Origin of the sequence: Kineosporia mesophila, from assembly GCF_021129235.1 — a bacterium.
Classification (GTDB): domain Bacteria; phylum Actinomycetota; class Actinomycetes; order Actinomycetales; family Kineosporiaceae; genus Kineosporia; species Kineosporia mesophila.
On record NZ_JAJOMA010000007.1, the window covers coordinates 258,268 to 280,395 of the forward strand.

The following is a 22,128-nucleotide window of genomic DNA, read 5'->3' on the forward strand; positions in this document are numbered from 1 at the left end:
CCTCAGCTCCCTCGGTAGGTCGAGTACGCGTAGGCCGACAGAAGAATCGGCACGTGGAAGTGACCGTCTTCCGTGATCCGGAACGCGACGGTCACCTCCGGGTAGAAGCAGTCCCGGCCCTGCTGCCCGAACCATTCTCCGGTTCCGAACGTCAGGCGGAAGATGCCGGGAGTGAGGATCTCGTCACTGCCCCAGTCACGGATGCGCCCGTCGGAGTCGGTGCGCGCAGTGGCCCGGGTCGTCCAGCCGGACGTCAAACCCTCGAGCACCACCGACATGCCCTCGGCGGGGCGGCCGGTGCCCGAGTCGAGCACGTGGGTGGACAGCGTGGCCATCAGGCGACCTCTGCCGACAGCTCGTCGATCAGCGCGCCCAGCCGCAGCTGCGCGATCTGGGCGAGCTGGTCGCGCACCACGCCGGCCTCGGCCGCGGGGTCGTTCTCCAGCCGCTCGGTCAGCGCCAGCAGAATCTCCGGCCCGCTGCGCCCGGCCGCCCGGATCAGGAAGACCCGGTCGAACTTCTTCTCGTAAGCCAGGTTTCCGGCTTGTAACTTCTTCGCCAGATCGGCGTCCGCGGCATCCACGCCGGACTGCTCCGACCGGGAGTGGGCGGCCTCGCGACTGGCGTCGGCGGGCCTCTCACCGATCCGGGGATGCCTGCTCAGGGCCAGATGAAGGTCGTCGTCACCGAGCACCAGCCCGAACCGGTAGGCCGTGGCCAGCAGGCTCTCGACATCCGGGTAGGGACGTCCGGCCAGCACCGCAGTCGCCCAGCCGGGCCCGTGCAGGCAGGTCAGGAGCCGTTGCCGGGCGGTCTCGGAAGTGAGCTCGTTGAACACTGCGACACCGTGCGCTGCGGGCACCTGGCTCCTCAAGATCGATGGTCGGGTTCCCGGACACCATACTCAACGACGGCGTCTGCGAGAATGACTAGGACGCAACATGATCGCCGCGCTGAACAGGACGACCATCACCACCACCGCCCCGCCGGCCCCGATCAGCAGGCGCAGGCGGTTGTCGTCACCCGTGAGAGTGCGCAGGGTTTCGGTTGTCCCCGAGGTCGTTTCAGCAGAGGACGAGGTGGGCGCCGCGGTCTCGACCGCGTAGGAAGGCACCCGTACGCGCAGAACCGGCTGATCCTCCCCCTCCGACCCGATCAGGGCGTAGGCGCCGTCGTCGACGACCGCGATCGACTCACCCTGTTCCTGGTCGGGCAGGGCCTGCGACGCCAGCGTGTCGAGGCTGCCGTCCTCGGCGGTCTCCGGGGCGGCGATCACCGACTGGTTGCCGTAACCGCGCAGCAGCATGTTCCCGTCGGGCAGGAAGGCGCCGTCGGTGACGAGCGCGGCCCCGGTGCGGGCGACCCGGGTCATCCGGGTGATGCGCGAGACGCCGGTGCCGCCGGGCCAGACCTGGGTGGGGACGACGAACACCTCCGACCCGAACAGCGTCTTGGAGACCACGTAGAGCCGGCCCGTACGCGGATCGGCCAGCAGGGCCTCGGCGTCGCGCGGCCCCCCGGGGTAGGTCAGGCGCAGCACCCGGATCGGCTGCACCGTCATGTCCGTCAGATTCTCCGGCTCCCGGATGATCGCGATCCGCACGTAGTCGTGCTTGGCGTTGTTGTCGCCGATGTCCCCGATCGCGATCAGTGCCCGGCCGTCGGCGTCACGCCAGCTGGTGATCGCCTCCCAGTCCCGCGCGTCCTCCCCGGCGATCGTGACCGCCGCGGCCGTGGAACCGTTCTTCGCGATCGCGTAGATCTGGTTCGGGTTGCCGGAGTCGTTGTGGGTCCAGAGCACACCGTCGTGCAGCAGGCTCGGGGCCAGGCCCGAGCTCTCCAGGATGCGCGGATCGCTGATCACCCGGTCGGTGCGGGTCTTCGCCAGGGCCGTCCCGGGAACCAGCAGCACGAGCAGCAGCGCGAGCAGGGCGATCAGCGGCTTCCTCACCCGAGCGTCACCGCGTCCACCTCGGGCCGCAGGCGCTCGGCCAGGGCCGGTTCCACCTGCCAGGCCGAGACCAGCTCGGTGTACTCGGCCACCCGTCGGGCGGTCGGCGCGGTGCCGGTGTGCACGGCCCGGATCAGGGCGTTGCGGGGGGTGTGCCGGGAGTCGATGAACTCGACCACCTCCACCCGGTAGCCGAGCAGCCGCAGCAGGTCGGCCCGCACGGTGTCGGTGAGCACGTCGGCGAAACGCTCGCGCAGGATGGCGTGCCGGGTCAGCCCGGCGAACGGGATGCCGCCCTGCGAATCGGCGAGCTGCCGCTGGATGTCCTGGTGGCAGCAGGGGGCGGCCAGCACGCCGCGGGCCTGCCAGCGCACGGCCAGGGCCAGCGAGTCGTCCGTCGCGGTGTCGCAGGCGTGCAGGGCGAGCACGATGTCAACGCCGGTGAACTCCGGGTCGACGGCGGCCTCCTCGATCGAGGCGGCCTTGAACCCGAGGCCCTCCAGCCCGGCCTGCGCCGCGACCCGGGCGTTGCGCTCGGCCATCTCCGGCCGGATGTCCACCCCCAGCGTCTGCACGCCCGGATCGACCTCGGAGGCCAGATACCGGTGCGCGGCCATGGTCAGGTAGGCGTTGCCGCAGCCCAGATCGACCACGCGCAGTGGCCGGCCCTCCTGCTTCACCTTGCGGGCGATCGGGGCCAGCTGCCGCAGGAAGGCATCCACCTGCCGGCGCTTGGCCGCGTCGGCCCCGAGCACCGTGAACAGCGGGTCGGCGGGGTCGATGAGGTGGTTCTTGGCCCGGTCGTGCGTGGTGTCGACCGGCTCGGCGGTCTGCTCGGAGGTATGTACCTGCGCCTCGCCGCGCTTGGTCACCCGCACCTGCACCACGCTGTCGCGGGTCTCCACGTGCCAGTTGCCGAACGGCTGGGCGAGCAGGCCGGCGACCGTGCTCTCGGCGTCGGCCCCGGTGAGATTACGGACGACGGGGATGCGTCCGTCGGTCGAGGTCACCTGGAGGTGCCGCTCACCGCGGAGGTCGACCGGCCGCAGTTCGGCCCGCTGTGGATCCGGATGGGCAGTGCGCCGCCGGCCCGAGGCCACGGCACGCACCAGCCCGCCCGTGTCCAGGAGAAGGGGGCGAAGTCGGTCGAGGGCGGGCTGGAGCGGTTCGGGCACGAGAACGATTGTCTCAGGACCCACCCACCACCCCGGTGTAGCCAGCCCCAACCCCGGCGTGGTGAGCCCCCAACCCCGGCGTGGCGAGCTCCCAAACCTTTGTCGTGATCATGCAAAACCTCCCCGGAGTTCTAGAACTCTCGCGCGGACAGTTCTAGAACTCCGGGGAGGTTTTGCATGATCACGAACAGAAAGAGGGCGGGCGGTAGCCAGCCGACCAGCCGACTCACCGACCAGCCGACTCACCGGCTAGTGGTCAGCGGGCGAGCCAGGCGTCGGGGGCTTCGGCCATTTCCCGTACGGTGGCGGGGAGCTCACCCGTGAGCACGTCGTGCAGCGTGGTCTCGTCGAGCACCATGCGCAGGCTGTGCCGCATGGCGACCCAGACCGTGGGCAGGTGCTCGGCGACACCGGTGTAGGCGGTTTCGTGTGGACGTAACCCGCGCACCTCGGCGAGCGGCCCGTCCACCACCCGGATCACCGCCCCGATGGTGATCTGGTCGGCGGGCCGGGCCAGCGCGTAGCCCCCGTCGGCGCCCCGCTGACTGCGCACGAGGCCTGCCCGGCGCAGTTCGGAGAGGATGGCCTCGACGAACTTGCGGGGCAGATCCTGCTGGGCGATCAGCACGTCCACCTTGACGAGATCGGGTGACTTCGAGGCGAGCATCAACAGGGCTCGCACGGCGTAGTCGGTCTTGGCGGAGATCTGCACCCGACCATTGTCCCAATAGCTGGGACTGCGCGCTGCCCGGCCTGCGCCGACACGCCCGATAGGGCGTGCGGAGTGCCGGGTGGAACGGGTTTTATGTCTTTTTAGGACACTGCCAGGGTCTTCGGGGCGTGCGTGGTGCGCAGCCAGACCGAGCGGCCGGGTTCGAGGTCGAGTTCCTGCGCCTGGATCCGGGTGAGCTGCACCCAGGGCTCGCTGCCGCCCTTGCTGGTGCGCAGTTCGGCCCGCACCTCGAAGCCGACCCGGGTCAGCCGGGTCACCGTGGCCTCGATCGCCTCCTGGCCGGGGGCGGCCAGGAGCTCGATGTCGTGCGGGCGCACCAGCTGACCGTCGAGGGTGGTGACCGGGCCGAGGAACTTCATCACGAAGTCGTTGGCCGGCCGGTCGTAGAGGTCGGCGGGGGCGCCGACCTGCTCGATCCGGCCGCCGTTGATCACCACGATCTCGTCCGAGACCTCAAGGGCCTCTTCCTGGTCGTGCGTGACGAAGATGGTGGTCACATTCATCTCGTCGTGCAGGTTGCGCAGCCAGTCGCGCAGCTCCTTGCGCACCTGGGCGTCGAGGGCGCCGAACGGCTCGTCGAGCAGCAGCACCTCCGGCTGCACGGCCAGGGCGCGGGCCAGGGCCATGCGCTGGCGCTGGCCGCCGGACAGCTGCGAGGGCAGGCGGTCGGCGAACTGCTCCAGGTGCACCAGCTCGAGCAGTTCCATCACCCGCTGACGGATCTCGGCCCTGGGCTTGCGCCGGATCTCCAGCCCGAAGGCCACGTTCTTGAACACGGTCATGTGCTTGAACGCGGCGTAGTGCTGGAACACGAAGCCCACGCTGCGCTTCTGCGGGGGCAGCCAGGTCGCCTGCACACCCTCGATCTCGACACTGCCGGTGTCGGGGAACTCCAGACCGGCGATGATGCGCAGCAGGGTGGACTTACCGCCGCCGGAGGGGCCGAGCAGTGCGGTCAGCCGGCCGGTCGGGACTTCCAGGCTGACATTGTCGAGGGCGACGAAGTCGCCGAAACGCTTGTTGATGCCGGAAACCGAGATGCTCACTGGTTCTGCTCCTTCGGCCGCAGCAGGGCGATGACGACGATGAAGAGGACTGCCACGCACATCAGCAGGAAGGCCGCGGTGAAGGCGTCCTGCTCGGCCTGCGCCCCGAACTCCTGGTAGGCGTCGTTGACGAAGAGGGTCGGGGTCTGGGAGACGCCCGCCACGCTGCCGCTGACCACTCGCACAGCCCCGAACTCACCGAGCGAGCGGGCCAGGCTGAGCACCACGCCGTAGGCCAGCGCCCAGCGGATGGTCGGCAGGGTGATGCGGACGAAGCGCTGAAAACCGTTGGCCCCCAACGACTGAGCGGCCTGGTCCTGTTCGGTGCCGGCCTCTTCGAGCACCGGGATCACCTCGCGCACCACCAGCGGCAGGGCCACGATCACCGTGGCCAGTACCAGGGCCGGGGTGGCGAAGATGATCTGGATGCCCATGCTGTTCAGCGCCGGGCCGAACCAGCCGTTCGTGCCGTAGACGAAGATCAGCGCGATACCGACGACGATCGGGGAGATCGAGACCGGCAGGTCGATGATCGCGTTCAGCAGGCGGCGGCCCGGAAAGCGGTACCGCACGATGAGGATCGAGATGCCGATGCCGAAAACCGTGTTGATCAGCACGCTGATCACCGCGACGAACACACCGAGCCGGGCGGCGGCCTGGAAGTCGGGATTGCGCAGCGACTCAAGCACCGGCTCCAGGCCGTTCTCGAACGTGTGCTGCACGACCGTGCCGACGGGGAGCGCGACCAGCCCGAGCACGTAGCCGACGGCGATGATGCGCAGTACCCAGCGAACGAGGGGGCTACCCGACCGGCGCCGACCGGGCGCCACCGCGCGAGGTGCTCGGGTCGTCTTCAATGTGGTTTCTGGAGTGGCAGTTTCAGTCACGACGAGCCGCCAGTCTCTGCAACGAGTCGAGCAGGACGAGCACGATCACGGCGACCACCAGCAGCAGGGTGGCCACGGCGGCGGCGCCGGTGGTGTCGTTCTGCTCGATCAGCTTCAGCATGTAGGCCGACGAAACCTCGGTCTTGCCGATGAGGTTCGCCGAGATCAGGATGACCGACCCGAACTCGCCCAGCGCGCGGGCGAAGGCAAGTGCGGAGCCGGCCAGCATCGCCGGGGCGATCGTGGGCAGCACGATGCGCCGGAAGATGGTGAAACCCGAGGCGCCGAGTGAGGCCGCGGCCTCCTCGACGTCACGCTCCATGTCGATCAGCACCGGCTGCACCGAGCGCACCACGAACGGGAGCGTGACGAAGAGCAGCGCCACGAAGATGCCGCGCCGGGTGCCGACCAGGTCGATGCCGAACGGGCTCTGCGGCCCGTACAGCGAGATCAGCACCAGGCCGGCCACGATCGTCGGCAGGGCGAAGGGGATGTCGATGATGACCTCGACGATCCGCTTGCCCGGGAACGAGTCCCGTACGAGTACCCAGGCCACGAGGGTGCCGAGCACTGCGTTGATGACGGTCACCAGCACCGCGGCGCCGACGCTCAGCTTGATCGTGTCCAGGGCCTCGGAGTCGGTGACGGCCTCCCGGAACGGGCCGAAGCCGCTCTGCAGGGCCACCACCACGATGCTCGCGATGGGCAACAGCACGATCAGGGAGAGCCAGAGCATGCCGACGCCGAGGCCGAGCCCCGAGGCGGCGCTGAGCCGCCCCGAGGAGACCGGCCGGGGGCGCCGCCGCGGCGGCGCCGGGATTTCCGGTGCGGTGGCCATCGTCGGTTACTTCCGGAGCTTGGTGACGATGCCGTTGTCGCCGAAGAACTTGTCGTCGACCTCGTCCCAGCCGCCGAGGTCGGCGATGGTGGTGAGGTTCTTGACGGTCGGGAACGGGTTGGCCGGGTCGTTGGCGCCCTCGACGCCGGTGGCCGTGACCCCGTCGACGACCGGGCGGAAACCGTCCTTCGCCAGGATCGTCTGACCCTCGGTGCTGCGGATGTAGTCGAGGAACTTGCCGGTCACCTCGGGGGCGTCACTGGTGACGGCGCCCGGGTTCTCGATCAGCAGGGTGCTGTCGGGAACGATGTACTCGAGCTCCTCGCCGGCGGCGCGGGCCGCGATGGCCTCGTTCTCGTAGGAGATCAGCACGTCGCCGGTGCCCTTGAGGAAGGCGTCGGTGGCGTTGCGGCCGCTGTCGTTCCAGCTCACCACGTTGCCGATGAAGCTCTTCAGATAGGTCTGCGCGGCCGCCGTGTCGTTGTCGGTGCCGAGGGCCTGGGCGTAGGCGCCGAGCAGGTTCCACTTCGCGGCGCCGGAGGTGCCCGGGTCGGCGGTGACGATGCCGATGCCGGGCTTGGCGATGTCGTCCCAGCCCTTGATGTTCTTCGGGTTGCCCTTGCGCACGGCGATGACCACGACGGAGCTGGAGTTGATGCCCTCGGTGTCACCCACGCTCTTCCAGTCCTTGTCCACCTTGCCGGCGTCCACGACCTTCTTCAGGTCGGGCTCCAGCGAGAAGGCGACCAGGTCGGCGGCCTGACCGGCGACCACGGCGCGGGCCTGGGCCCCGCTGGCGCCGTAGGAGCTCTTGAACGTGACGCCGTCACCGTCGGGCGTCTTCGCGAACGCCTCACCGAGGTCGTCGTAGGCGGACTTGATCACGGAGAAGCCGACGATGTCGATCTCCTTGGCGGAACCCCCACCGCTGCCGCCGGCGGACGAACCGGTGCTCGCGTTCGAGCCACAGGCGCTCAGCCCGAGGCTGGAGGCTGCCAGCAGGGCGAGCACGGCGGTGGTGCGGCCGCGTCCACGCAGAACGTTCATCTCGGGAAGACTCCAAGTCTGTGACGGGACCAGTTCTCAAGCTTGCGTCGCACGCCGGTCCGTTCGGGCGATCCGGCGAGCGGTAACCATACATTAACTCTATCGCTCCACTAGAGAATAGAGGAAAAGCCGGGTTTGCAGGCAGGACCCGTGTGATTTGTTCGTGAACTCTGTCAACGTGCCGTTACAAACCGGCATCCACGATGGTCAGCCCGGTGGCGGATAAGAAAAACGCCCCCGGACCTCGTCGGTCAGGGGGCGTTCTTCACGGGAACTGCCTAGCTCAGGCGCTCCACCACGTACTCGATGCTCGTCAGGAGGGCGCTCACGTCGTCCGGCTCCACGGCCGGGTACACCGCGATGCGCAGCTGGTTGCGGCCGAGCTTGCGGTAGGGCTCGACGTCGACCACGCCGTTCGCCCGCAGGGTCGCGGCCACCTGGGCGGCGTCGACGCCGTCGAAGTCGACCGTGCACACCACCTGGCTGCGGGCGGCCGGGTCGGTGACGAACGGGGTTGCGTAGGAGGTCTTCTCGGCCCAGGAGTAGATCCGGTCGCTGGAGTCGGCGGTGCGGGCGGCGACCCAGTCCATCCCGCCGTGGCCCAGCATCCAGTCGATCTGCGAGGCCATCATCGCCAGCGTCGCCACCGCCGGGGTGTTGACGGTCTGGTTCTTGCGCGAGTTGTCGATCGCGGCCTGGAGATCGAGGAAGTCGGGGATGTAGCGGCCGGACCCGGTGATCTGCTCGCTGCGCTCCAGCGCGGCGGGGGAGAGGAACGCCAGCCAGAGCCCACCGTCGGAGGCGAAGCTCTTCTGCGGGGCGAAGTAGTAGGCGTCGGTCTGGCTCACGTCGACCGGCAGGCCGCCCGCCGCGGAGGTGGCGTCCACCAGCATCAGCGCGTCGTCCTGGGCGCCCGCGACCCGCAGCACCGGCGACATCACCCCGGTCGAGGTCTCGTTCTGCGGCCAGGCGTAGGCGTCGATGCCCTCCTCGGCGCGGGCCACGGCCACGCCTCCGGCCGGTGCCTCGATCACGGTGCCGGAGCCGAGGAAGGGCGCCTTCCGCGTGACCGCGGCGAACTTGGCCGAGAACTCGCCGAAGGTGAGGTGCTGAGCGCGGTGCCGCACCAGGTTGAAGGCCGCGATGTCCCAGAAGGCGTTGGAGCCGCCGTTACCGAGCACCACCTCGTAGCCGGTGGGCAGGTCGAACAGCTCGGCGAGCCCGGTGCGCACCCGGCCGACCAGGTCCTTGACCGGGGCCTGGCGGTGCGAGGTGCCCAGCACGCTGCGCTCGATCGAGGCCAGGTACTCCACCTGCTCGGGGCGGATCTTGCTGGGGCCGGAGCCGAAGCGGCCGTCGGCGGGCAACAGCCCGGCCGGGATGGTGATGGACGGCGTACTCACCGAGGCGAACCTTCCTGACGAGCGGTGGGACGCGCCAGTGTCGCAGGTCGGGGCCGGGCCGGGCGATCAGGTTACGGAGGCGAGCAGATCGGCGCCGTAGAAGGTCATGTACGTGCCGTAGCCGAGGGTGGCCAGCGCCGTGCCGGCCCCGACCCAGGACCAGACCAGGTCGCGGTCGGCGCCGGTGGCCAGCAGGACGATTCCGGCGACGGCGACGAGCAGGGTCCACGACGCCGGCCAGAGGTCGAAGCCGCGCCGGAAGACCCAGGCCATCGGGTACCAGTGCAGCGCGACGACGAGGGCGATCGCCGGCAGCAGGTAGTCGCTCCCGCTGAGGACCCCGGCCACGATGCCGATCCCGGCGCCCTCGAGGCCGAACACGATCCCGTAGGCGCCGCCCAGACGCCGGCCCTCGGCGGCGTCGTCCTCGGTGTCCACCGCCGGGAAGCTCCACCGGGCGCGGAACAGCTGCCCGGCCCGCCGGGTGAAGACACCGCCGGCGATCACGGCCGCGGCGAAGAACGGCGCGGCTGCGACCGCCGGCCAGCCGATGAACGTGTCCCCCGCCCAGACGAGCGTGAACACGGTCATCAGCAGCAGGCCACCGGCGACCGAGAGAGCGACCGGGCGGGGAAGAACCTTGGCGGACGAGGTGGGCACGATCCGGACGTTACCAGCGGGTTCGCACGGTCAGGCGGTGAACCCGTGCACCTTCTCGATGCCCCGCGGGCCCTCACCCACGTACCGGGCCGAGGGGCGCACCAGCCGGCCGGTGGCCTTCTGCTCGACGATGTGCGCCGACCATCCGGCGGTGCGGGCGCAGGTGAACATCGGCGTGAACATCCGGGCCGGAACCTCGGCGAAATCGAGGATCACGGCGGCCCAGAACTCCACGTTGGTGGCCAGCACGCGGTCCGGCCGGCGGGCCTGGAGTTCGCTCAGGGCGGCCTTTTCCAGCGCCCGCGCGGTTTCGAAGCGGGGAGCGCCGAGGCGTTCGGCGGTGGAGCGCAGCACCTGGGCGCGCGGGTCCTCGGCGCGGTACACCCGGTGTCCGAAGCCCATCAGCCGCTCGCCGCGGTCGAGCACCTGCTTGACGTAGGCCAGGGCGTCGCCGGTGCGTTCCACCCCCTCGAGCATGTGCAGCACCCGCGAGGGCGCCCCGCCGTGCAGCGGGCCCGACATCGCGCCGACCGCACCGGACAGCGCCGCCGCCACGTCCGCGCCGGTCGAGGCGATGACCCGGGCGGTGAAGGTGGAGGCGTTCAGGCCGTGCTCGGCGGCCGAGACCCAGTAGGCGTCCACGGCCTCGACGTGTCGCGGGTCGGGTTCCCCACGCCAGCGGATCATGAACCGCTCGGTGATGGTGCGTCCCTCGTCCACCATTTTCTGCGGGACCATGGCCGTGTTCTGGCCCCGGGCCGACTGCCCCACGAACGACAGCGCCATCACCGAAGCCCGCGCCAGGTCGTCCCGGGCCTGGGCCGGGTCGATGTCGAGCAGCGGCTTGAAACCCCACAGCGGCGCCAGCTGGGCCAGGGCGCTCTGCACGTCGACCCGCACGTCGCCGGTGTGCACCGGCAGGGGGAAGGGCTCGGCCGGGGGCAGGCCGGGGGTGAAGGAGTTGTCCACGAGCAGGCCCCAGACCTGGCCGAAGTCCACCCGCCCGGCGAGATCGACCAGGTCGACGCCGCGGTACCGCAGGGCGCCGCCGTCCCGGTCGGGTTCGGCAATCGCGGTCTCGAAAGCCACGACACCCTCGAGACCCGGTACGAATTCGCCCATCTCGAACTCCTTTGTTCTGTTGTCGTGTCCTGGTGGGGACAGTCGGCGGCAGTGGCCCGCCGGATCACGACGGGCCTGTCCGGACAGTTCAGCGCAGTCAAGGGCACAAAGGCAGGGCCTGGGACATGAGGAAGGCCATATTCGGCGGGCGGCGATGGCTTTCTGTGTGTGCTCGGTCGCCGAGCGTTCGTTCCGGCGGCGTCCACGTCCATGACCCCTCAGACTGTCGGCCATGAGCATCGAGCACGTGGATCCGGCGTTCAGCGACCAGCGGCTGTCCTACCAGGTGCCGGGACTGGCCGAGAGCGACCTGGCCGCCAGTCCGCTGGCCCAGTTCCGGGCCTGGTACGACGAGGCGCTGGCCCACCCCGGTGTCACCGAGCCGAACGCGATGGCCGTGGCCACGGTCGACGCGGACAGTGCTCCGTCGGTACGCACGGTGCTGCTGAAGCACGCCGAGCGCCTGGGGTTCGTGTTCTTCACCAACTACGACTCCCGCAAGGCCACCGACCTGACCGCCCGCCCGGTCGCCGCGCTCGACCTGGTCTGGATGCCCCTGCACCGCCAGGTCAGTGTGCGCGGGGTGGTCGAGCGGGTCGACGAGCGGGCCACCACCGAGTACTTCCGCTCGCGGCCGTGGGGTTCGCGGATCGGCGCCTGGGCCAGCCACCAGTCGCAGCCGGTCGCCTCCCGCACCGTGATCGCCGAGCGCTGGCGGGAATACAGCGAGCGCTGGCCCGACACCGGCAGTGCGGAAGACGTTCCGGTCCCGCCGTACTGGGGCGGTTTCCTGGTGCGCCCGGTGGAGATCGAGTTCTGGCAGGGCCAGCCCTCCCGCCTGCACGACCGGCTGGTGTTCCTGCCCGCCGGCGCCGACCCGAAGGCGATCCGGATCAGCCCCGACGCCGGCCTGCCGCCGCTGGACGACCCGGATGCCTGGCAGGTCATCCGCCGCGAGCCCTGAGACCCGCACCTACTCCGCCGTGATCACGAACAGAAAGAGGGGCGCGCACTGAGGACGCGGACGGGCTGCCTGGGTGGTCAGGAACCGTTTTCGCAGTAGCGGTCCCAGGCGGCTTCGGCCTCGTTCTCGCGACCGGCACTGCCCAGGACGGCGGCCAGCCGGGCGCCGAGGCCGTGGGTCTGTTCCGTCTCGTGCGCCACCGAGGCCGCTTCCGCCGCCTCGCGCAGGTCGGTCACGGCGCCCTCGAGGTCACCGAGCTCGGCGCGCAACTGCCCGCGCAGACCCTGGAGGTCGCGGGCCGACCAGGCGTCGTCGAGCGCCCGGTACTCGTCGACCAGCCCGTCGGCCACCTCCATGGCCTCGCCGAACCACCCGCCCAGAGCCAGGAGTCGTGCCCGCTGCTCGGCAATGGCGACCCGGTGCCAGCGCATCTGCTGCTCGGCCAGCTCCCGCTCCGAGGGCTGCACCCGGCGCCCGGTCAGGGCGTGCGACCAGTCGTTCAGGGTCTCGTCGGCCTCGTCCAGCGCATTCAGCGCGGCGTCGTCACCCGAGGCGGCCCGCACCGCCGTGACCCGTTCCCGGCGGCAGGTCGCGGCGCGGGCCCAGTCGGCGCCGGCCTCGGCCAGCTCGGCGGCGCGCTCCAGGTCGGCTGCCACCCGGCCGGGGCGTCCGGCCACCCGGGCGGCCAGCTGCCAGGCCTCGGCCTGGCCGATCGGGTTGCCGTTACGGGCGTGCCACTGGGCGCTGCGGATCGCCAGACGCCGGGCCGGGCCAGGCGTTCCTGCGGTCGAGTTCGCTTCTGCCGCAGCGAAGGCCGCGGCCCCGGCCAGGTGCATCTGGGAGGCGATCTCGGCCGGGACGGCGCCCTCGGGCACCTGCACATCGTCGGGCGCCAGGCGCTCGCCGGGCGCGGCGGTCAGGGCCGGCGTCTCCATGCCCGCGGCCCGCAGGACGTCGACCACATCGGCGAACGCGGCCTCGGCGGCGGCCGCCGCGGCGAACGGCCGTTCCAGCTCGAGCAGGACCCGGGACAGGTCCACGCGGCACTGCCCGGCCAGGGCGGCGGGGGCGAAGCGGTCGAGCAGCGGCACCGCCCGGGCCAGGTCGGCCGCGGCGATCGAGGCATCGCCCGTGCGGTGCCTCAGCATTGCCGAGGCGGCCAGCAGGGTGCCGAGAATCGGCCCTTCGCCCGATCTTTCGGCGTCTTCCACGGCGTGGTCCCAGACCGCGAGGGCGGCCGCCGGGTCGGTCTCGCCGAGCGCCGAGGCCAGGTCGGCACCGGCCTGGGCGCGCTCCAGCGGGCGCACCCCCTCAGGCAGCGTGGCCACGGCCTGCATCAGGGTGCTCACCGCCGCCGAGAGCGGTTCGTCGCGGGCCCGCAGCCGCAGCATCCGGGTCAGGGCCCGCAGGTGCCGGTGCTCGAGTCGTTCCGGCGGCACCGATCGCAGCTGGGCGATGGAGGTCTCGAGCGGGTCGAAGTTCACCAGGTCGAGCGTCTGCGCCACCTCGCGTACGTCTTCCGGTGACATCTCCGCGCGCAGCTGTTCCATCGGGTCGAGCCGGCGCCGCGACTGCTTCGGGTCGTCGTCGCCGTGCCAGGGCCGGTGCCCGGGGGAGTCGGACGGTGTCACCCGGATCGGCGTGGTGATGAACGGCCCGATCAGGGACGTCGGCATGGACGACGGCCCGAACGCCTCGGTGAGAACCGGGTCGTGGATCGGCTTCACCTCGTCCTCCTCGTCCTCCTCCACGAGTTCGTCCTCAGCCGGGGAATCGGCCGGGGGATCGACCGGGATCAGCCCCGTGACCTCTTCCGGCACCGCACCGTGCACCGGCACCAGCTGGGAGATCTGGGCCGGCACCACGACACCGGCGGTCGCGGCGATCTCCCGCGCCAGCACGAGCCGGGACAGGGCCTCGCCGAGATCGGGCGGGGTGCCCGTGCCGGCCACCTCGGCCGTCAGCTCCTCGATCCGGTTCATCGCGGTATCCGGCTCCATCAAACGGTTCTGGGCCGCGACGAGCACACCGGCCTGGTCGTGCAGCAGCGATTCGAGCACCAGGCCGGACGCGTACAGCCGGTCGGTGGCGGCCTGCGAGACCTCCAGCAGCACCCGTGCCTCCAGCGGCGGCCCCATGTCGGGATCCACCGGGTGAGAGGCGATCTCGTCCAGCGCCAGCCAGCCGTCGAGCCGGGCCGCGGCCTGCTCGGCGTACGGATCCCCCTCGGTGCTGACCGACGACCGGATCAGCCGCCAGGCCCCCGTCACGGCCCGCATCGCGTCGGTCGCGTCCGCCCGCAGGGCGTCGTCGAACTCCTTGGCCAGCACGGTCAGATCGGTGCTGTCGGCGGCGTTGCCCTCGGCCCGGCGCCCCCGGCTGACTTGCTCCGGGGTCCACTGCTCCAGACCCGCCCGCTCGAAGGCTTCCAGTGGCATGTCGGGCAGCGATCCGGAACCGAGGGTCTCGCGCAGGCGTGCGCCGACCTCCCCGGTCTCGTTGCGCACGTCGAAAAGCGATGCCAGACGCCTACTCTCGGCCAGGGCCCGCTCGCCGAGGAGAGACCCGGTCAGGTCGGTGCCGGTGCGGTAGGCGACCGGCAGCATGCCCGCCCGCGCGGCCGGCAGCACCACCTCGCCACCTCGCCCGGCCTCGGTCAGGCTCCAGACCAGCCGGGCGATCGCCGCCGCGTTCTGCAACTGCTCCAGCGGTTCGGGCACGCCGGTCAGCGCCGGCAGCCATTCACGCAGCAGGTCGAGGCCGTGCCGCAGGCGCCCGGACCGGGCACAGGCCAGCAACTGATCGGCCGCCCCGGTGCCCCGGATCGCGATCGCCGCCAGCGCGTCACCGGCCTGCGAGTCACCGGAGATACCCGCCGCCGCGGCCGCCCCGGCCAGCCGGGTACGGATCAGCCGGACCGCCCGCACGTGCTCCGAGGCCGCCGCGCCCACCTGCCCGTTGCGCAGGAACGCGGGGATCACCGCCCCGATCATCCCGGCCGGCTGCGACTCGCACTCCGACGCCGGGGCCCGCAGCACCGGCCCGGCGTGATCGATCGCCCGCTGGTAGGCGCCCAGCTCGACCAGGTGGCGCACCTGCTCGGCGCGCTCGCAGTCGGCGCAGACGGTGCCCACCGGTGAGGGGCCGGCGGCCAGCCAGGCCTCGAGCTCACCGCTCGCGGCGATGATGCCGTGCACGTGACGGGTGAACAGGAACCGCGACCGCAGCACCGGGCCCGCCGGTTCACCGGCCTGGGCGTAGCGCTGCTCGGTACCGGTGATGATGTGGTTGATCAGGGAGCGCGACACGTCCGGGTGGGGCAGCAGCCCGGCCCCGGTCGCGGCCAGGTTGGCCAGCAGCAGAGGGCCCAGTTGCTCGCCGAGCCAGTCCGGGGCCTCGTCGTAGCGGGCCATCAGCCAGCCGAACAGTTCCGGCACCCGCTCGTGCCGGCCCGCGTCGAGGCAGGCGGTCAGGAGAGCGCTACGGATCTCCGTGCCCAGCCGCCCGACCTCCTGGGCACTGCCGGCCCGGGACACCGATGGCAGCAGCCCGTCCAGCGCCTCGATGCGGTCCGGTCCTACCGGAAGCTCGAGGGCGCCGGCCAGAGCCGCGCGGATCTCTTCGGACGCCGTGCTCACTCGCACGATCATGCCTTCTTCCGGCGCCCGGTGTCCGCCAGAAGGACTACTACTCCGTACGCCCACCGAGAAACCGCGGAAAAACCCGTTGCCGGTCGCGGCCGGGCGTACGTACCTTCGTGGCACACGAGAGAGGAGGTGGTTCGACAGTGAGTTCATATCGGACGCGTGAGGTGGCCGTCAGCTAGCCGCCGTCGTTCCGGACGGACTGCTCTCGTTTCTCGAGAGTGATTCACGGCCCGACCGCGGCCGGCGAATTCCAGGCAGTCACCGCAGCCCGCAGGGGGCGCGCATCGTCCAGCGCGCCACCGCCGGATTCCCGATCTCTGTTCGCAGAGGTCCCGGCGAGCCTGCGGGCTGTTGCCTGTGCCCACCCTGTTCTCGGGGGTGCAGTGCGCGGCCCTCGTTCCCGTGCTGTTCCGTTCTTCGCACTAAGCGTCAGGTGGGGCCCCTCAGGCTGCTGGTGGATGGTGCCCGGTTGCCGGAGGGTCGACAATGGGCACGTGAGCGACCTCATTGACACCACCGAGATGTATCTGAGAACGATCTTCGAGCTCGAGGAAGAGGGCGTCGTCCCGCTGCGGGCCCGGATCGCAGAGCGTCTGGGTCACTCGGGGCCGACCGTGTCCCAGACCGTCGCGCGGATGGAACGTGACGGTCTTCTTCATGTCTCCGGCGACCGTCATCTCGAACTGACCGAGATCGGCCGGGCCAAGGCCACGCGGGTCATGCGCAAGCACCGCCTCGCCGAACGACTGCTGCTCGACGTGATCGGCCTGGAGTGGGAGCTCGTCCACGACGAGGCCTGCCGCTGGGAGCACGTGATGAGCGACCACGTCGAGCAGAAACTGCTCAAGATGCTGGCCGGGCCGATGGAGAGCCCGTACGGCAACCCGATCCCGGGGCTGGAGGAGCTCGGCGGGCCGGAGGCACTGCCGAACGCCTTCCGCGAGGGCGTGCTCAGCCTTCCCGACGCCGTGGCCTCGGCCGACAACAGCAATGAGCTGATGATCCGCCGTCTCGGCGAGCGGCTCCAGATCGACACCCAGCTGATGAAGCAGCTCCAGGGCGCCGGCATGGTGCCCGGTTCCCGCGTGCAGGCGCAGCGCACGCCCACCGGCTACCTGATCAGCGTGGTCAAGCTGCCGGAGATGCGCTCGGCCGAGGCCGACAGCGGTGTCGCGCTGCTGGCCGACGTGGCCCGGCACGTCTTCGTCGAGGCCGTCTGAAGGCCCACCCGAGGGAAAGACCGGCGCCAGCTCACACGTACCGCGTCGTCAGAAGTCACGAGAGCCCCGTCCCGGCCGAAGCCGAGGCGGGGCTCTCGGTCTGTCCGGACGTCTCGCTCCAGGTGCCGTGCAGCCCCGCTGGTGACCCTCGTCCTCCATCCCTGCACAGAGAACCGAAGCCCCCTCGCTGCACCTGGATTTCTCTACGCAGAGTCGCGGAGTAACGGCCCTATCAAGATCGCTTCAATCCTGTCAAAAATGGCACGACGCGCCGCGGCGTGTCGGACTTCCGCCCAGCTCAGGGTGCGGAACGGGAGGTTGCAGGTACCTGTGAGGCTTCTGTGCGTCCTCTCATCGGAGCCGCCGGAGCCGCGTTCGAAGGACTGAAGTTCAGCCGAACGTGCCGATCCGATCACGTTCGGTAAATATTTCTGGGGCTGCCGTGACCCAGACGTGACATTGCTTCGCGCGTTCGGGTAGCTTCGCGTTCGCTTCTCCCCCTCCGAGAAGCCCCCGAGGTGGACGCCGAGCTCTGCCATCACCCCGGGGCAACGCGAACACCGCATGGCAGAGGCGGGGGACCCAATTCCGGGCGTCGTTCCACAGACGTCCTTGGGGTGAAGCCGGGACACCGTCCTCGAATCTGAGGAGCGGATACCGGCCGGATGACTTCTCCCATCCGAACCCGACAGCTGACCTCGTAGGCGTTCGGAGAGGTAAACACCGTGACTACTCGGGCCACGGCGCGCCATCGCGCGCCTGTTCGTCCTGCAACACCGCTTTCGTCTCTGGGTCATACCGTGACCGGCCAGATGTCGGTGCTCGGTCGGGGTGGCGCAGTGATTGCCATGTCGGGCGGGCTCGTCGCCACGATGGGGATGTCTTCCCAGGCCGCGAACCGTACGACCACCGGCGCCGAGGCGGCCGTCCCGGCCACTGCCCCGATCGCGGTGCAGCCGGCCGTCGCCTTCTCGGGGAGCCTCGCGGCACCTTCCGGTGCGCAGACTTCTTCGGCATCGCTCACGGCACCGGTCGCCGCCACGGTATCGTTCGAAAGCAGCGATTTCACCGCTGTTCCGAACAAGGTCGTTATCTCCGCCGTGAGCGGAGAGTCGTCGACGGGTACCAGTGTGTCCAGTTCATTCGGCAGTGCACGGGGTTCCTCCGTGCTAGCCGTCGCCGCCCGCTACCTGGGCGTTCCCTACCGCTACGGCGGCACCACACCCATGGCCTGGGACTGTTCCGGTGCCACCGGTTACATCTTCAGCCAGGTCGGCATCGACCTGCCGCGCACGGCCAACCAGCAGATGCTGGGTTCCACCCGTATCTCCCGGTCCCAGGCCGTGCCGGGCGACCTGGTGTTCTTCACCTCCGGCGGCAGTGCCTACCACGTGGGCATCTACGCCGGCGGCAACATGATGTACGACGCCGGTCGCACCGGTACGTCGTTCAGCAAGCGTGCGATCTGGACCAGCGCCGTATCGTTCGGCCGGGTGGCCTGAGGGCTCGGGTGGCCTGAGGGCTCGGGTGGCCTGAGGGTTCGCCCGAGGTGCATGAGGAAGCCCCCGCCGGGTCTCGGTGGGGGCTTCCCGGCTTTGTTTGCCGGATCGTCACGCAGATCACTGGGGTAAAGGGAGTGATCTGGCACAGGGTTGCCGCTTACTCTGTCAACCAGAGTCCGACAAGCTGGCATACCGGTGAGGAGGTCGTAGTGATACCACACATACGCGACTTTCTTGCGGCCAGGGCGCGGGCGCATACCGGGTTACCGGGCCAGCACCGGCAAGCCCGCACGAGCGGGCCTGCACGTAGTACCAGTTCCACCGAGATACCAGGCGGCCATGTGCCGCCCACTCAAGGCGTCGTTCCCTGCGGAACGGCGCCTTTTGTCGTCCGGGACCCAGGAGGTGGCCGCTGATGCGCACCCTCGTACTGAACGCCGGCTATGAACCACTGGCCGTCGTCTCCTTCCGCCGGGCCATCGTGCTCGTCCTCGCCGGTAAAGCGGCCGTGGTCGAGAACGGCCCCCATCCAGTGATCAGTGAGACCCTCACCGTCGACCGGCCTCTCGTGATCGTGCTCTCCCGTTATGTGAAGGTGCCGCACGGCCGGGCGATCCCGGTGAGCAGACGGGGGGTGCTGCGGCGCGACGAGCACCGGTGCGCCTACTGCGCCGCTCACGCCGCCACGATCGACCACGTGCTGCCGCGCAGTCGCGGTGGTCAGGACACCTGGGAGAACCTGGTGGCCTGCTGCATGCGGTGCAACAACGTCAAGGGCAGCCGTACCCCGGAGGAAATGGGGTGGACGCTCTCGGCGCGACCGCGGTCGCCGCGCGGCCCGGCCTGGGTGGTGCGGGGCGCGGACGTGCGCGAGCCGTCGTGGGAGGAATACCTGGGCTCCGCGGCCTGAGCACAAAAGACCACGGTCTGAGCCAGAAGGTCCCTCCAACCTCTGGCTCAGACCGAGGAGTTCGCGCGGCCGCTACGGGAGCGGGCCGGAGACAGCATCGCCCGGACACACGAAAACGGGCCCGGGCGAAGCAGAAGTCTGGTGCACCGGCGCTCTCGGCGCCGGTGCGTTGGAGAGCCTGCCATACCGATGCTGATTTAGCAAAGTGTCATGACTCCGCGTAATCAAACTACCAGTACTGGCAGGCTGTGGCCATGTGACCGATACGTATAGCGAAGTTATGCGTCGGTGGAGAGGGCGCCCGCATCAAGCCGTACGGTGCCCGTCCAGACCGATCCGGGTCCCAGTTCGGTCGGTTGCAGCAGAGCCGGCTCGATGCAGACGAAGCCCCTCTCGGCGCCCGGGGGCACGTCGCCCAGGCCGTGGCCGGGGCCCGGGTTCCAGACGACCCGGTCGGGAAAGCCGTTGGCCGTGACGACCAATGGCCCCAGCTGGGGATCTTCCAGGGTCACCGGGCCGGACGCGCCCTCGATCGCGACGTCGCGGGTGCCGAGCGCGAGTACGGCGTCGTCCAGCGCGACCGGCGGGCCCCCGGCGTTGTCCGCCGCGGCCTGTCCGCCCAGACCGGTGATCACCGTGTCGGAGTCACCGACGGTGAAGTAGGTGTGGAGCGCGGCGGTGAAGTTCCAGGGTTGTGTGTCGGTGTTCCGGGCGGTGAGCGTGAGATCGAGGACCGCACCGGACGCCTGCGCCCGCAGTACCAGCTCGAACGCGTGAGGCCAGATTGCGCGGGTGTTTTCGTCGTCCTCCAGCCTCGCCTCCCAGAAGCCGGCGCCGGACTCGACCACGACCCAGGCCCGGTTGCGGGCGATCCCGTGTTTCGGCAGCGGCCCGCGCCCGGCGAACTGCGGGAAGATCACCGGCACGCCGCCCCGGACGGCCAGGCCGGGCCCGCTCTCGGCGGTGGGGCTCAGCCACAATCGGGCCGGGCCGCCCGCCGGGGTCCAGCCGAGCACGTGGCCGCCGTGCGCGGTCACCACCAGCTCGGCGCCGTCGGGGCTGGTCAGGGTATGGGTGGTGGAGGGGTCGATTGCCATGATCGGCATTCTCGCCGCCTCGGGTGAACAGATCCGGCAAGCACGCCACGCGAAATACCGAGAGAGATGAACACAGGTGCGCCGGTAGCATCGATGACGGCAAAAGCCCTACCTGCTGAGAGGTCCTTCGATGCACGACCCGCGCGCCCTGCTCGACCCGGGCAACGAGGCGGTTCGCCGGCTCGCCCGCCGAGGCTACACACTCGACTCGGCCGCATTGGAAGAACTGCTGTCCAGCCGGAACTCCGGCATCAAGACGGCGGACGACCTGCGTGCCGAGTCCAAGAAGCTGGCCGGTGAGGTCGGTAAGACGGCCAAGGCCGGCGGCGACGTGACCGCGCTGAAAGAGCGCGCCCGCGAGCTGAAGGACGAGATCAAGCAGGCCGAGGAGCGCGCCGAGGCGGCGAGTGCCGACCTGCGTGACCTGATGCTGAACATCCCGAACCTGCCGCTGGACACGCTGCCCGACGGCTTCAGCGACGAGGACGCCACCGAGGTCCGCCGCTGGGGCACCCCGCCGCAGTTCGACTTCACCCCGCGCGACCACGTCGAGCTGGGGGAGCGCACGGGCATTCTCGACTTCGCCCGGGCCACGAAGCTGTCGGGCCCGCGGTTCCGGGTGGCCCGGGGCGCGGGGGCGGCGCTGGAGCGGGGTCTGGCCTCGTTCTTCCTCGACCTGCACACCCGTGAGCACGGTTACACCGAGTTCTCGGTGCCGCACCTGGTCATGCCCAGCGCCCTGCTCGGTACCGGCCAGCTGCCGAAGTTCGAGGAAGACCTGTTCCGCACCGCTGCGGGCACGCGTGACCTCTACCTGATCCCGACGGCCGAGGTTCCGCTGACGAACCTGCACGCCGACGAGATCGTCGAGCCCGGCGACCTGCCCCTGGCCTACACCGCCTGGACGCCGTGCTTCCGCTCGGAGGCCGGCTCCTACGGTCGTGACACCCGGGGCCTGATCCGGCTGCACGAGTTCGAGAAGGTCGAGATGGTGCGCATCGTCGCCGCCGACTCCTCGCAGAACGAGCTCGAGAAGCTGGTCGGTCACGCCGAAGCGGTGCTGCAGAAGCTGGGCCTGGCCCACCGCACGATCCTGCTGGCCGCGGGTGACACCGGTTTCGGCGCCCAGATGACCTACGACGTGGAGGTCTGGCTGCCCGGGCAGGACACCTACCGGGAGATCTCGTCCTGCTCGGACTGCGGTCAGTTCCAGGCGCGGCGCGCGAACATCCGTACGCGCACCGACGAGGGCAAGCGCGAGTTCGTCGCCACGCTGAACGGCTCGGGCCTGCCGATCGGCCGCACCATGGCCGCGGTGCTGGAGAACGGGCAGCAGGCCGACGGCTCGATCGTGCTGCCCGAGGTGCTCACCCGGTACACGGGTTTCAGCACGATCCACGCTGACGGCAAGACCGACTGACTATCAGCCGGAGATCGTCGGCCCCACCTCGGTCGGCGTGATCCGGATCAGGCAGCGGTGTTCACGCTGCATCGCGGCGCGGTAGTCGTCCCAGTCCGGGTGCTCACCGGAAATGCTCCGGTAGTAGTCCTCGAGCAGGGGTAGCGCGGCGGGCAGCGTGACCACGTCGGCGGGGCCGGCGATCTGCACCCACGGGCCGTAGAACTCGTCGGTGAACACGGCCAGCCAGGCGCGGGCGTCGCGCTGCAGGTGCTTGACCTTCATCGCGGGTTCGCGGGTGCTGATCACGACCTGGGTCCCGTCGCCCGACACACCCACCGTCACCGGTGACATCTGCGGGGCGCCGTCCTTCTTCAGGGTGGTGAGCACGGCGTTGTGGTTGTCCTGGCAGAACTTCAGGGCTTCGGCGATGTCCATCCAGCCATCCTCAACCAAAATTGAGGACGCACCACACGACTCGTGTGGTGCTGGGGGCACCTCCCCAGCCCGAAGGGTTAGGGGGACCT

21 protein-coding genes and 1 riboswitch are annotated in these 22,128 nt (G+C 70.1%); of the genes, 5 read left to right on the plus strand and 16 right to left on the minus strand.

What is annotated here, in order from left to right; all coding sequences use genetic code 11:
* Window positions 1–2: 2 nt before the first annotated feature.
* The 12 genes from uraH to LR393_RS12695 form a co-directional block, all read right to left on the minus strand.
* Window positions 3–335, minus strand: coding sequence for a hydroxyisourate hydrolase (gene uraH, locus LR393_RS12640; protein ID WP_231484048.1), 333 nt, complete (start codon window positions 333–335; stop codon window positions 3–5).
* Entirely contained in the window at window positions 335–862 is a 528-nt protein-coding gene (gene uraD / locus LR393_RS12645; protein ID WP_231484049.1) for a 2-oxo-4-hydroxy-4-carboxy-5-ureidoimidazoline decarboxylase, read from the minus strand. The genes uraH and uraD overlap by 1 nt, the downstream gene beginning before the upstream one ends.
* A gap of 42 nt (window positions 863–904) precedes the next feature.
* Window positions 905–1,951, minus strand: coding sequence for a hypothetical protein (locus LR393_RS12650; RefSeq protein WP_231484050.1), 1,047 nt, complete (start codon window positions 1,949–1,951; stop codon window positions 905–907).
* Entirely contained in the window at window positions 1,948–3,126 is a 1,179-nt protein-coding gene (locus LR393_RS12655) for a class I SAM-dependent methyltransferase (RefSeq protein WP_231484051.1), read from the minus strand. The genes LR393_RS12650 and LR393_RS12655 overlap by 4 nt, the downstream gene beginning before the upstream one ends.
* 256 nt (window positions 3,127–3,382) lie before the next feature.
* Complete coding sequence (locus LR393_RS12660) at window positions 3,383–3,838, minus strand: RrF2 family transcriptional regulator (RefSeq protein WP_231484052.1); 456 nt, start codon at window positions 3,836–3,838, stop codon at window positions 3,383–3,385.
* Between the two features lie 101 nt (window positions 3,839–3,939).
* A complete protein-coding gene (locus tag LR393_RS12665) occupies window positions 3,940–4,905 on the minus strand; it encodes a sulfate/molybdate ABC transporter ATP-binding protein (protein ID WP_231484053.1) in 966 nt (321 codons plus the stop codon).
* Entirely contained in the window at window positions 4,902–5,762 is an 861-nt protein-coding gene (locus LR393_RS12670; RefSeq protein ID WP_231484054.1) for a sulfate ABC transporter permease, read from the minus strand. The genes LR393_RS12665 and LR393_RS12670 overlap by 4 nt, the downstream gene beginning before the upstream one ends.
* Before the next feature lie 22 nt (window positions 5,763–5,784).
* Window positions 5,785–6,630 carry a sulfate ABC transporter permease subunit CysT gene (gene cysT, locus LR393_RS12675; protein ID WP_231484055.1) on the minus strand — a complete coding sequence of 282 codons (846 nt, stop codon included), beginning with the start codon at window positions 6,628–6,630 and terminating at the stop codon, window positions 5,785–5,787.
* Window positions 6,631–6,636: 6 nt separating this feature from the next.
* Complete coding sequence (locus LR393_RS12680; protein ID WP_231484056.1) at window positions 6,637–7,677, minus strand: sulfate ABC transporter substrate-binding protein; 1,041 nt, start codon at window positions 7,675–7,677, stop codon at window positions 6,637–6,639.
* 278 nt (window positions 7,678–7,955) lie between these two features.
* Window positions 7,956–9,080 (minus strand): phosphoserine transaminase, encoded by a 1,125-nt coding sequence (serC, locus tag LR393_RS12685; RefSeq protein ID WP_231484057.1) that lies wholly within the window; start codon window positions 9,078–9,080, stop codon window positions 7,956–7,958.
* 66 nt (window positions 9,081–9,146) lie between these two features.
* A complete protein-coding gene (locus LR393_RS12690) occupies window positions 9,147–9,740 on the minus strand; it encodes a hypothetical protein (protein WP_231484058.1) in 594 nt (197 codons plus the stop codon).
* A gap of 30 nt (window positions 9,741–9,770) precedes the next feature.
* Complete coding sequence (locus LR393_RS12695; RefSeq protein ID WP_231484059.1) at window positions 9,771–10,862, minus strand: citrate synthase 2; 1,092 nt, start codon at window positions 10,860–10,862, stop codon at window positions 9,771–9,773.
* 232 nt (window positions 10,863–11,094) lie between these two features.
* Between LR393_RS12695 and pdxH the strand changes: the two genes are divergently transcribed.
* Window positions 11,095–11,826 carry a pyridoxamine 5'-phosphate oxidase gene (gene pdxH, locus LR393_RS12700; RefSeq protein ID WP_231484060.1) on the plus strand — a complete coding sequence of 244 codons (732 nt, stop codon included), beginning with the start codon at window positions 11,095–11,097 and terminating at the stop codon, window positions 11,824–11,826.
* A 77-nt stretch (window positions 11,827–11,903) separates the two neighbouring features.
* Here pdxH and LR393_RS12705 read toward each other — a convergent pair whose 3' ends face one another.
* Window positions 11,904–15,464: a hypothetical protein gene (locus tag LR393_RS12705; RefSeq protein ID WP_231484061.1), complete on the minus strand. Its 3,561-nt coding sequence runs from the start codon at window positions 15,462–15,464 to the stop codon at window positions 11,904–11,906.
* Window positions 15,465–15,967: 503 nt separating this feature from the next.
* Here LR393_RS12705 and LR393_RS12710 point away from each other — a divergent pair.
* Complete coding sequence (locus tag LR393_RS12710) at window positions 15,968–16,693, plus strand: metal-dependent transcriptional regulator (protein WP_231484062.1); 726 nt, start codon at window positions 15,968–15,970, stop codon at window positions 16,691–16,693.
* Between the two features lie 542 nt (window positions 16,694–17,235).
* Window positions 17,236–17,414: riboswitch (cyclic di-AMP (ydaO/yuaA leader) on the plus strand.
* Between the two features lie 72 nt (window positions 17,415–17,486).
* On the opposite strand, the gene LR393_RS36355 is transcribed toward LR393_RS12710, so the two are convergent.
* Window positions 17,487–17,735 carry a hypothetical protein gene (locus tag LR393_RS36355; RefSeq protein ID WP_231484063.1) on the minus strand — a complete coding sequence of 83 codons (249 nt, stop codon included), beginning with the start codon at window positions 17,733–17,735 and terminating at the stop codon, window positions 17,487–17,489.
* A gap of 124 nt (window positions 17,736–17,859) precedes the next feature.
* Between LR393_RS36355 and LR393_RS36360 the strand changes: the two genes are divergently transcribed.
* Complete coding sequence (locus LR393_RS36360; RefSeq protein ID WP_231484064.1) at window positions 17,860–18,195, plus strand: C40 family peptidase; 336 nt, start codon at window positions 17,860–17,862, stop codon at window positions 18,193–18,195.
* Between the two features lie 415 nt (window positions 18,196–18,610).
* The gene (locus tag LR393_RS12725) at window positions 18,611–19,105 is read left to right on the plus strand and encodes an HNH endonuclease (RefSeq protein ID WP_231484065.1); all 495 of its coding nucleotides are present in this window, start codon (window positions 18,611–18,613) and stop codon (window positions 19,103–19,105) included.
* 278 nt (window positions 19,106–19,383) lie between these two features.
* Here the strand turns inward: LR393_RS12725 and LR393_RS12730 are convergent, their stop codons facing one another.
* Entirely contained in the window at window positions 19,384–20,202 is an 819-nt protein-coding gene (locus tag LR393_RS12730; RefSeq protein ID WP_231484066.1) for a D-hexose-6-phosphate mutarotase, read from the minus strand.
* Window positions 20,203–20,332: 130 nt separating this feature from the next.
* Here LR393_RS12730 and serS point away from each other — a divergent pair, with 130 nt between their 5' ends.
* Window positions 20,333–21,622 carry a serine--tRNA ligase gene (gene serS, locus LR393_RS12735; protein WP_231484067.1) on the plus strand — a complete coding sequence of 430 codons (1,290 nt, stop codon included), beginning with the start codon at window positions 20,333–20,335 and terminating at the stop codon, window positions 21,620–21,622.
* A gap of 3 nt (window positions 21,623–21,625) precedes the next feature.
* On the opposite strand, the gene LR393_RS12740 is transcribed toward serS, so the two are convergent.
* A complete protein-coding gene (locus LR393_RS12740; RefSeq protein WP_231484068.1) occupies window positions 21,626–22,039 on the minus strand; it encodes a PPOX class F420-dependent oxidoreductase in 414 nt (137 codons plus the stop codon).
* Between the last annotated feature and the right edge of the window lie 89 nt (window positions 22,040–22,128).